This is a genomic window from Streptomyces sp. NPDC043427 (assembly GCF_056436655.1).
In genome coordinates this window covers 1-10,356 of sequence record NZ_JBWKCC010000055.1, presented here as the reverse complement: position 1 = coordinate 10,356, position 10,356 = coordinate 1, and the positions used below count along the sequence as shown (strand labels likewise).

Annotated in this window: 9 protein-coding genes and 1 pseudogene; 2 read left to right on the top strand and 8 right to left on the bottom strand. The window is 71.9% G+C overall.

Annotation, left to right across the window (positions count from 1 at the left end):
- From AC067M_RS45090 to AC067M_RS45080, 3 genes are all read right to left on the bottom strand, one after another.
- A partial coding sequence (locus AC067M_RS45090; RefSeq protein ID WP_478702802.1) for a HAMP domain-containing protein occupies positions 1–800 on the bottom strand: 800 nt, incomplete at its 3' end.
- Between the two features lie 278 nt (positions 801–1,078).
- Positions 1,079–2,497, bottom strand: coding sequence for a phytoene desaturase family protein (locus AC067M_RS45085; RefSeq protein ID WP_478702801.1), 1,419 nt, complete (start codon positions 2,495–2,497; stop codon positions 1,079–1,081).
- Between the two features lie 29 nt (positions 2,498–2,526).
- On the bottom strand, positions 2,527–2,829 hold the full coding sequence (locus AC067M_RS45080) for an endo-1,4-beta-xylanase (RefSeq protein WP_478702800.1): 303 nt from the start codon (positions 2,827–2,829) through the stop codon (positions 2,527–2,529).
- A gap of 31 nt (positions 2,830–2,860) precedes the next feature.
- Between AC067M_RS45080 and AC067M_RS45075 the strand changes: the two genes are divergently transcribed.
- Together AC067M_RS45075 and AC067M_RS45070 are read left to right on the top strand one after the other, a co-directional pair.
- The gene (locus AC067M_RS45075; protein ID WP_478702799.1) at positions 2,861–4,153 is read left to right on the top strand and encodes an MFS transporter; all 1,293 of its coding nucleotides are present in this window, start codon (positions 2,861–2,863) and stop codon (positions 4,151–4,153) included.
- A 130-nt stretch (positions 4,154–4,283) separates the two neighbouring features.
- Entirely contained in the window at positions 4,284–5,279 is a 996-nt protein-coding gene (locus AC067M_RS45070) for a LacI family DNA-binding transcriptional regulator (RefSeq protein ID WP_478702798.1), read from the top strand.
- A gap of 43 nt (positions 5,280–5,322) precedes the next feature.
- Here the strand turns inward: AC067M_RS45070 and AC067M_RS45065 are convergent.
- The 5 genes and pseudogenes from AC067M_RS45065 to AC067M_RS45045 form a co-directional block, all read right to left on the bottom strand.
- Positions 5,323–6,324, bottom strand: a pseudogene (locus AC067M_RS45065) (substrate-binding domain-containing protein).
- A gap of 158 nt (positions 6,325–6,482) precedes the next feature.
- Positions 6,483–7,283, bottom strand: a complete 801-nt coding sequence (locus AC067M_RS45060) for an ABC transporter permease (RefSeq protein ID WP_478702797.1) — start codon at positions 7,281–7,283, stop codon at positions 6,483–6,485.
- 5 nt (positions 7,284–7,288) lie between these two features.
- Complete coding sequence (locus tag AC067M_RS45055) at positions 7,289–8,092, bottom strand: ABC transporter permease (RefSeq protein ID WP_478702796.1); 804 nt, start codon at positions 8,090–8,092, stop codon at positions 7,289–7,291.
- On the bottom strand, positions 8,092–9,138 hold the full coding sequence (locus AC067M_RS45050; protein ID WP_478702795.1) for an ABC transporter ATP-binding protein: 1,047 nt from the start codon (positions 9,136–9,138) through the stop codon (positions 8,092–8,094). The genes AC067M_RS45055 and AC067M_RS45050 overlap by 1 nt, the downstream gene beginning before the upstream one ends.
- The coding region (locus AC067M_RS45045; protein WP_478702794.1) for an MFS transporter at positions 9,135–10,356 on the bottom strand (1,222 nt) is incomplete at its 5' end. The genes AC067M_RS45045 and AC067M_RS45050, both read right to left, overlap by 4 nt.

The window sequence follows — 10,356 nt, the reverse complement described above, 5'->3', positions numbered from 1 at the left end:
GCCTGTCCGCCGAGGCGTCCCTCGGTGCCGACCTCGCGGGCGACGCGGGTGACCTCGTCGGCGAAGGCGGAGAGCTGGTCGACCATCGTGTTGATCGTGCTCTTGAGTTCGAGGATCTCGCCGCGCGCGTCGACGGTGATCTTCTGCGAGAGGTCGCCCTGCGCGACCGCCGTGGTCACCTGGGCGATGGAGCGGACCTGGCTCGTGAGGTTGCCCGCCATGTGGTTCACGGAGTCCGTCAGATCGCGCCAGACCCCGGCCACGCCCGGTACCTGGGCCTGTCCGCCGAGCCGCCCCTCGCTGCCGACCTCGCGGGCGACCCGGGTGACCTCGTCGGCGAACGCCGAGAGCTGGTCGACCATCGTGTTGACGGTCTCCTTCAGCTGCAGGATCTCGCCGCGCGCGTCCACGTCGATCTTCTGCGAGAGGTCGCCCTTGGCCACCGCCGTCGCCACCTGGGCGATGTCGCGGACCTGGGTGGTCAGGTTGCCCGCCATGGCGTTGACCGAGTCCGTCAGGTCGGCCCAGGTGCCCGAGACGCCCGGCACCTCCGCCTGCCCGCCCAGCGTCCCCTCGGTTCCGACCTCCCTGGCCACCCGGGTGACCTCGGAGGTGAACACGGACAACTGGTCCACCATGCCGTTGAAGACCTTGGCGATGTCGCCCATCAGGCCGTCGGCGTCGTCCGGCAGACGAGTGCCGAAGTCGCCGTCCCGAACGGCCGTCAGGCCCGCCAGGAGCCGCCGCAACTCCTGATCGCCCCAGGTGGCATCGACGACTCCGGTGCTGTTGCTGGTCATGCGCACCCTCGTTCCGCTCCCCAAGAGTCCTCGGCCGAGGACTCGGAACCCCTCCGGGCCGATGGACGACCCGGCAGCCGTGCATGCGTTTGTGCAGTTCACGGATCTACGCGATGAGAAATACGCCGCAGGCTAACCCACCCTCCGCCCCCGTAACAAAGCCTGGGGGAAGGTCACGAGCCACAGCCCTCCAGACGCGAAGGATCGTGCATAGCCCTGCGAATCACGGGTATTTGAAAGGGTTTTGAGCCACGGAAGGGGCACCCCTGCGAGCACCCTCAGGAGCGCCCCAGATACCGCAGTGCCGACGCCGCCGCGTGCGCTCCGCACATGCCGTGGGCGCCGGCGCCCGGCGGGGTGGCGGCGGAGCAGAGGTACATGCCCGGGACGCCGGTGCCGTACAGGTCCAGGGCGAGACGTGGGCGGGACAGGAGCTGGCGGACGGTGTTGGCGCCGGTGACGATGTCACCGCCGACGTGGTTCGGGTTGTACGCCTCGAGTGCGGCGGGCCCGCGCACCGCCCTGCCGACGACCCGCTCACGGAAGCCCGGGGCGAACCGCTCGATCTGGCCCACCATCGCCTCGGTCGCGTCTCCGTCGTAGCCGTACGGCACGTGCGCGTACGTCCACACGGGATGTACGTCGCCGTTCGAGCGGCCGGAATCGGCCAGGTACTGCTGGCCGACCAGCATGAAGGGCCGCCGCGGCATGCGACCGGCGTGGACCGCGCGTTCGGCGGCGGCGACCTCCTCGAAGGTGCCGCCGAGGTGCACGGTGCCCGCCCGCCGGGCCGCCTCGTGCGTCCACGGCACACCGCCCTCGACGGCGAAGTCGACCTTGAACGCGCCGGGCCCGTACCGGTACCGCCGGTAGGCGCGCGCGATCCGGGGTGGCAGCAGGTCGCCGAGGATGTCCGCGACCGCGCCCGGCGCGAGGTCGAACAGGACCACGTCGGCCGGGGGCAACCGGTCCCGGGAGCGCACGCGCACGCCGGTCTCGATCCGGCCCCCGAGCTCGCCCAGCAGGGCCGCCAGCGCGTCCGTGATCGCCCGGGAGCCGCCCGCCGCGACCGGCCAGCCGTGACGGTGTCCCGCCGCGATGATCGACATGCCGATGGCGGCCGTCGCCGGCCGGTCGAGCGGCCGGAAGGCGTGCGCGGCGGCCCCGCCGTAGAGCGCCCGGGCCGTGTCCGAACGCCATACGCGGGCCACGGCGGTCGCGGGCAGCAGGGCCGCCGTGCCGAAGCGCGCCAGGCGGAGCGGATGGCGCGGTACGCGCGTGAGCGGGCCCAGGAAGTCCTCCGCCAGCGCGTCGAACCCCTCGGCGAGCGGCCCGAACAGCCGCCGCCACCGCCGCCCGTCGACCGGGTCGAGGCCGTCCGCCGTCTCCCGAACCGACCGGTGCAGCACCCCGGCCTCGCCCGAGTCCAGGGGATGCACACAGTCGATCTCCGGCAGACACCAGCGCAGGCCGTGGCGGCCCAGGTCCAGCGTCCGCAGGAAGGGGGAGCCCACCGCCATGGGGTGCGTGGCCGAGCAGTGGTCGTGCAGCAGGCCCGGTGTCAGCTCGCTGGTGCGGGTGCCGCCACCGATCGTCGAGGCCGCCTCCAGAACGGTGACCTCCACCCCCGCGAGGGCGAGGCGGACGGCCGCCGCGAGACCGTTGGGCCCGCTTCCCACGACGACGGCTGTGCTCATGTCTCCGAGGCTAGGGCCTTTCGTTTGGATCAGGCCGGATCAGGCACCGGGGCCCGCGAGCCCGGCATGATCCAAACGAGAGGCCCTGGGTCACGCGTTCGGGTTGAGCCCGTGCCGTCGAGCTCGGTGACGGAGACCTCCAGGCCGAGGACGGAGAACCGCTTCAGGTTCGCCTTCATCGACGACGGCACCTGCCCGACGACGAAGTGTGAGGGGAAACCGATGCCGTGCAACGGCACGCCCGCGCGAGGATGTTGACCCGTGCGGCATGACTTTTCTCGCAGGGGTGGGGGGCGCGGGTGCTTCCGCCGTACGTCGTCATCGGGCGGCATAAGGTTGCCGGGGATTCGGGGAGGGGCCGAAGTGACATACGAGGCGCGTGAAGCGGACGAGCCGCTCGACGAGACCCGGCACGCCGACCCGTCGCTCACACAACCCCTGTGGAAGCAAAGGGACTTCGGCGTCTTCTGGGCCGCGCAGACCCTCTCCTTCCTCGGCGACTCCTTCGCCCTGATCGCGCTGCCCCTGCTGGTGCTGGAGGCCACGGGTTCGATCGCCCGGATGGGTCTGCTGACGGCCGTCGGCGGGGCGGCCTCGGTCGTGGCGGCGGTGTTCGCCGGGGCCGTGGTGGACCGGGTCGACCGGCGCAGGCTGCTCATCGGCTGCGACCTCGTACGCATGGTGCTCTACGGGACGATCCCGCTGGTGTGGCTCTTCGGGCCGCACGTCTGGCTGCTGTACGTCATCCTGCCGCTGGGCGAGGCCGTCGGCATGCTGTTCGCCGTCGGCTACGTCACTGTCGTGCGGGGCCTGGTCGGCACCGCCCGGCTCACCGAGGCCAACGGGCGCCTCAACGCGACCGCCGCCGCGGCGGGCGTCCTCGGTCCCCTGGGCGCGGGACTGGTCGCCGCCTGGACCGGTCCGGCCGCCGCGGTCGGTGTGGACGCGGCCAGCTTCGGCGTCTCGGCGGCCTGCCTTGCCGTCGTACGACTGCGGCGGCGCCCCGCGGACGACGAGCAGCCGGCGGGCGACGAACGGGCTCCCGGGCGGACCGGGCTGTGGCAGGACCTGCGGGCCGGGGTGAGGTTCCTGTACGGGCACCCCGTGCTGCGCACGCTGACCGTCCTGCTGTTCGTCTTCAGCTTCTTCACCCTCGGCCTGACCGACCTGGTGATCTACCACCTCAAGCACGACCTCGGCCACGACGACGGCACCGTCGGCACCGTCATGGCGGTCGGCGCGCTCGGCACCGTCGCCGGTTCGCTGCTCGTGGCCCGCATCCGCCGCCGGCTCGGCTTCGGCACGACCTGGAGCGGTGCGACCGCGGTGTGCGGGCTGGCCTTCGCCGGACTGGGCTGGACGCGTGACGTGCCCGTGGTGGCCGCCCTCAGCGCGGCCTTCCTGGCCTGCGTGGCCGTGGCGGGCACCTGCTCCATGTCCCTGCGTCAGGAGGTCACCCCCGAGCCGCTGCTCGGCCGGGTCACCTCGGCGTTCTGGACCCTTCAATACTCGGCGGCCCCCATCGGCGCGGCCGTCCTCACCTGGGCGGCCGGGCACCACGGCACCGCACCCGTCGCCCTCCTCGCCGGCGCCTCATGCGTACTGATCGCCCTGGCCGCCCAGTTCACCCCGATCCGCCGCTCACCCACGTCCTGACCGGCGGACTGTCCTTCTGCCGCGCGCTACTAGAGCGGTCCAGCCCGAGTACGATGACCCCGGTTCATCTCATGGACGGCGTCGGAGGGTGGGTTCACAGGTGAATGCGTCGGGGAAGCAGCGGCCCACGATGGCGGACGTCGCCGAGAAGGCCGGTGTCTCCCGGGCGCTCGTCTCGATCGTGTTCCGCAACCAGCCGGGGGCGAGCGAGGAGACCCGGGAGCGGGTGCTGCGGGTCGCCGACCAGATCGGCTACCGCCCCGACAGCGCGGCCCGGCTGCTCGCGCGCGGCCGCAGCCGCACGCTCGGCGTGATGTTCATCGTGCACCAGACCTTCCACACGGACCTCATCGAGGGGATCTACCCGGAGGCCGAACGGCTCGGCTACGACGTCCTGCTCTCCGCCACCACCCTGGGCCGCAGTGAGGCCAAGGCCATCGAGGCGCTGCTCAGCCACCGCTGCGAGGGGCTGATCCTGCTGGCCCCCGACGCGGACCCGGCGTACCTCGACGAACTCGGGCACCGCGCCGCGACCGTCTCGGTCGGCCGCCGCGCCCCGCGTGCCCGCGTGGACTTCGTCCACAGCGCCGAGGGCAAGGGCGTACGGCAGGCCATGGATCACCTCGTCGAACTCGGGCACCGGCGGATCGTGCACCTCGACGGGGGCCGCGGTCCCGGTTCGGCCGAGCGGCGGCGCGCCTACCGGGCGGCGATGCGGCGCCACGGGCTGGAGTCCGCGATGCGGGTCGTCCCCGGCGACCACACGGAGCAGTCCGGCATCGAGGCCGGCCGTCTCCTGCTGGCGGAGCGCGACCAGGGGCAGCCGCTGCCGACGGCGGTCCTCGCGGGCAACGACCGCAGCGCGATGGGCCTGTTGATGTCCCTGACCCGGGCCGGCGTCGAGGTCCCGCGCGACCTGTCCGTCGTCGGGTACGACGACAGCCACCTCTCCCACCTGATGCCGATCGGCCTGACCACCGTCCGCCAGGACGCGGTGCTCATGGCGGAGCACGCGGTGCGGTTCGCCGTGGAGCGCCTGGAGACGCCCGAGCTGGAGCCGCGCGAAGCGGTGTTGGACCCGAAGCTGGTGGTACGGGGGACCAGCGGGCCGCCGCCGACGGGCTGAGCGCCGGTGCGCGGCGGCCCGCTGTGCCGGGATGTCTGCGCGGTCAGCGCGTTGCCTTCGCGGCGAACCCGGCGACCGTGTCGACGTTGTCCTTGGTGATGAAGGCCGGACCCGTCAGGACGGGTGCGGTGCCGCCCCCGCTGATTGCCGTTGGTCTTGTACAGCCACAGCGCGTCCACGGCGAGGTAGCCCTGAAGGTAGGGCTGCTGGTCCACGGCGAACTCGACCGCGCTGCCCTGGACGGCCTTGACCAGCCCCCTGTTGAGGTCGAAGGTCGCCACCTTCGCCTTCGCGCCCGCGTCGGACAGCGACTGCACGGCGGTCAGCGCGATGGGGGCGCCGAGGGTGACGACCTGGTCGATCGAGGAGTCCTGCTTGAGCTTCGCGGTGATCGTCGACTTCACCGAGGGCATGTCGGTGCCGTTCACGTAGAGGTTGTCGGTCTTGCCGCTGAAGCCCTTCTTCAGGCCGGCGCAGCGGGCCTCCAGGGCGACCTGCCCCTGCTCCTGGATGACGCACAGGGCGTGCTTGGCGCCGAGCTGGTTCAGACGCTGCCCGAACGCCTGCCCTGCGATGTTCTCGTCCTGGCCGAAGTACTCGAGCAAGCCGAGCTCCTTCCAGTTGCCCACCCCGGAGTTGAAGCCGACGACCGGTATGCCGGCCGCCGTGGCCTTGGCGATCACGTCTTCATCGCCTGGGGCTTGGCCGCGGTGAGCGCGATGCCGTCGACCTTCTGGTCGATGGCGTTCTGCACGAGGCCGGCCTGGTTGCCGGCGTTCGGGTCGGACGAGTAGACGAGCTTGATGTTGTCCTTGGCCGCGGCGGCCTGCGCGCCCTTGCGGACGAGGTCCCAGAACGTGTCGCCGGGGGAGGCGTGGGTGACCATGGCCACGGTCATGCGCGGGGTGGTGGCCTTGCCCGCCGCGGCGGCGCCACCGCCCTCCTCGGACTTCTTGCCCCCGGAGCTGCTGGAACAGCCGGCCGCGAACAGCGTGCCGACGAGGACCGTGGCGGTCAGGGTGGCGGCTCGGCGATGTCTGTACATGTCCGTGGCACCTCGCTGTGCTGGGGAGAGGGTGGGGCATGCCGGGGCCCGGTAGAGCGCTTCACTAGTGCGCTCTAGTGACACGTACTGTGGAACCGCCCGCCGACGGTGTCAATGGCTTTGTCAGGATGTTCCAACAAGGGCGGGGTGGTCGGGCGTCACCCGTTCACACCCGTGTAGTGGCCCAGGCTCCACCGCCACAGCAGCCGTGCCGCCAGGTAGGCGAGCAGGCCCAGCAGGGGGGATGCGGCGGCCAGCCAGTACGGCGCTGCGGTGTCGTGGCCGTGGCCGGTGAGGACGGCGGCCGGGAAGTAGGCGACGAAGGCGAGCGGAAGGCCGTAGGTCAGAAGGCCGCCCACCGCCCTCGGCAGGACGTTCAGCGGGTAGCTGCCGAACGTGCCGAGGAGTTCCTCCAGCCAGCGGCCCCAGTAGTCGGCGGCCGGGAAGCGCAGCGAGGCGCAGGCCACCACGGTGAACAGGGCGGCTTCCAGGAGCATGCCGCCGAGCACGGCGGCGATCAGGTACGTGACCCGGCCCGCCGTCCAGTCCAGGTCGCTGCGGCTGAGCGCGCCGACCATCAGGCCGACGGCCACCGTGAGGTCGCCGATGGCGTTGGTGGGGAAGAACTGCAGCTGGATCTGGCGGTGGACCGGCATCGGACGGACCAGGTAGGTGTCGATCACGCCCTCCTGGATGTGCCGGCCGAGGCCGTGCATCCGCCCGAGGACCAGGACGAACAGCCCGTGCGCAAGCATGCGCGTCGCCGGGATCAGCAGGACCTCCGAGCTGTCCCAGCCGCCCATCCCGGTGAACCGGGTGAGCAGCACCGTGGCGAACACGAGCACCGACACCTGCCAGATCGCGCCGACCGCGACCATCATCAGGAACTCGGCGCGGTACTCCAGCTGGGCACGGAAGTTGAGACGCGTGATGCGCCACGCGATCCGGACGGCGTTCACGGGCCTCAGCCTCCCTGGGAGATGACACGACGGGCGGCCCGCCGCCACAGGAACCGGGTGAACAGGGCCAGCAGGACGATCCAGCCGGCCTGGACGGAGAGCTGGAAGGCGGCGTCCGAGAGGGGGATACGGCCCACGTACAGCGACAGCGGCACGCTCAGCGTCGCCTGGAAGGGCAGGAAGGAGCTGAGGGTGATGAACCAGTCCGGGAAGAACCACAGGGGCGCGTACACCCCGGACAGCAGGTTCTGCGCGAAGATCAGGATGAGCAGCGCGGCGCCGTTGCGCAGCGTCCAGAAGCACAGCTGGTCGATGACGAGCATGACGTAGTACAGGACCCACTGGCCCAGCAGCAGACTCAGAGCGAACACCCCCGCCACGGCCGCCGACCCGGGCGGCTGCACCACCCCGAAGGCGAGACACACCGCGTACCCGGCGAGCGACCAGGCCAGCCCGTACAGCTGCTCGCCCAGGGCGCGCAGCGCGTAGTAGCGCTGGGGCGGCAGCGGGCGCAGGTACCAGTAGACGATCGTGCCGAAGTGCATGTGCTGGATCACGGTGTCGCGGGCCGCGTACTGGTCGATATCCCGCAGCCGGGAGGCGAGGACGGCCAGCACCGCGTACGTGACGGCCTGATCGCGGTCGAGCCCCGCGGTCGTGCCGGTCGCCGCGTACAGGCCGTGCCACAGGGACGCCACCAGCACGATCTGCACGGTCAGCCGGAGCAGCGCGGCGGTCATGCGGGGCGGAGTGTGCAACTCGCCGAGCGGGGTGACGCGGCCGACGCGCCAGGCGTGGGGGAGCGCCATCAGACCGCCTCCGCGTGCACGTACGCCGCCCGCATCACGTCCTCCAGGTCCGCCTCGTCGATGGCGATGCCCGTGAGCTCGTACCGCTCGATGACCAGCTTCAGCGCCTGGTGGACCGAGAGCGCGTCCGGGCCCGGGCCCTCCGGCCCGAAGACCACCTGAGGCCCCTCCCGCCGCACCAGCGCGACACCCGGCAGCGGTACGACCTCGATGTGCGGGTCGGCGAGAGTCGCCCGCAGCTGCCAGGTCGAGCCGAACCGGCGGCGGATCTCGTCGAGGGTGCCGTCGAGGACGAGCCGGCCGTGGTTGATCAGGACGACTCGCTCGGCGAGCCGCTCGACCTCGGTCATGTCGTGCGTGGTCAGCAGCACCGTACGGCCGCGCTCGGCGACCTGGTGGCGCAGGAACTCCCGGACCTGCTCCTTGACCACCACGTCCATGCCGATGGTGGGCTCGTCGAGGAAGACCACGGGCGGGTCGTGCAGCAGCGCCGCCGCGAGATCGCAGCGCACCCGCTGCCCGAGGGAGAGGTGGCGGACGCGAGTGTCCCAGAACGACGACAGGTCGAGGAGGTCGTCGAACTCCTTCAGCCGGGCCGTGTGCTCGGCCTTCGGCACCTCGTAGATGTCCCGCAGGATCGCGAACGACTCGCGCACCGGCAGGTCCCACCACAGCTGGGTGCGCTGCCCGAACACGGCGCCGATGTTGCGGGCGTTGCGCTCGCGCTCCTCGTACGGCACCACGCCCGCGACGCGCGCCGTGCCGGAGGTGGGGGTGAGGATGCCGGTGAGCATCTTGATGGTCGTGGACTTCCCGGCACCGTTCGGGCCGAGCAGGGCGAGGAGCTCGCCTTGCGCGACGTCGAAGGTGATGTCGGAGACGGCGTGCTTGGCGACCTTCTCCGGGTTGACGAGGGATCTGAGCGCTCCGGCGAACCCGGGACGGCGGACGGTCGTGTGGAAGGTGCGGGACAGGCCGCGGACTTCGATTTGTTGTGCGGTTCGCCTCCGGGGCCCTCCAGCCGCACTCGCGTTACTGCCGGTCACTCGGCATACCTCCGGGTCAGTGTGATCAGCCAGACGGTCGCTGCCAGGGAGGCCGCGGAGAGGCCGGCGAGCAGCAGGGGTACCGCGTGGATGCCCGAGGCCTCGATGCCCGCGCCCAGCAGCGGCGGCGCGGCGACGCCGCCCACCATCGACGCGGCGATCACCCAGGCACCGGCCCGGCTCGCCTGCGGAAGGGCGCGGTTGAGCCACGGCAGGCCGGTGGGGAAGACCGGTGCGATGAACAACCCAACACCCGCGTAGGCCACCGGCGCCACACCTTTTACAAGGGCTAGAACCAGACAGGCCGTCATTCCGGCCGCGCAGACCGTCAGGATGCGCTCGGGGGAGTGCTTCAGTGTGAGCGGGACGACGAGGAAGCGGCCCGCCGTCATCATCAGCCAGTACACCGAGGTCGCCGACGCGGCCGCGGTCGCGCTGTAGCCGACGGTCTCCAGATGGGTGGGCTCCCAGCCGCCGACTCCCGCCTCGACGGCCACGTTGAGGATGTAGAGGGCGAGGAAGCCGACCAGGACGCGGGACAGCCCGAGTCCGCGGCCGGGAGCGCTCGGCGCGTCTTCGTGGCGCGGTGTCCGTACGCCGTTCGACCCCAGCGCCACCAGCGCCATGGCGAGCACCGCGCACACCCCGAAGGCGTACGCGTACCCGTCGGGGCCGACCCATGCCACGACCGCCGGGCCGAGCACCGCGCCGATGCCGAAGTGGGCGTTGAGGACGTTCAGCATGGCCGTGGACTTCTCGCCGAAGCCGACCGCGAAGAGCTGGTTGAGGCCGTAGTCGATGCCGCCGAAGCCGAGGCCGCAGAGGAAGGCGGCGGCGAGGGCCAGTGGCCAGTTCGGGGCACACGCGAAGCCGGCGCCGCCCGCTGCCATGAGGCCGTAGCTCGCCGCGAGCAGCGTCCTGTTGCTGATCCGGGCGTGGACGGCGTTGAAGGCGAGGACTCCGGCGACGCCCCCTGCGAAGTGCAGGCTCAGGCCGAGTCCGGCGGCCGAGGGGGACAGGCCGTATTCCTCGCGCAGGCCCGGGACGGACGGGCCGTAGAGCGCCTGGAGCATGCCGATGAGGACGAAACCGACGCAGGAAGCGACCGCGGGGGGGGGGGGGGGGGGGGGGGGGGGGGGGGGGGGGGGGGGGGGGGGGGGTGGTGGGGGGGGGGGGGGGGGGGGGTGGGGGGGGGGGGGGGGGGAGAGAGAGAGGAAA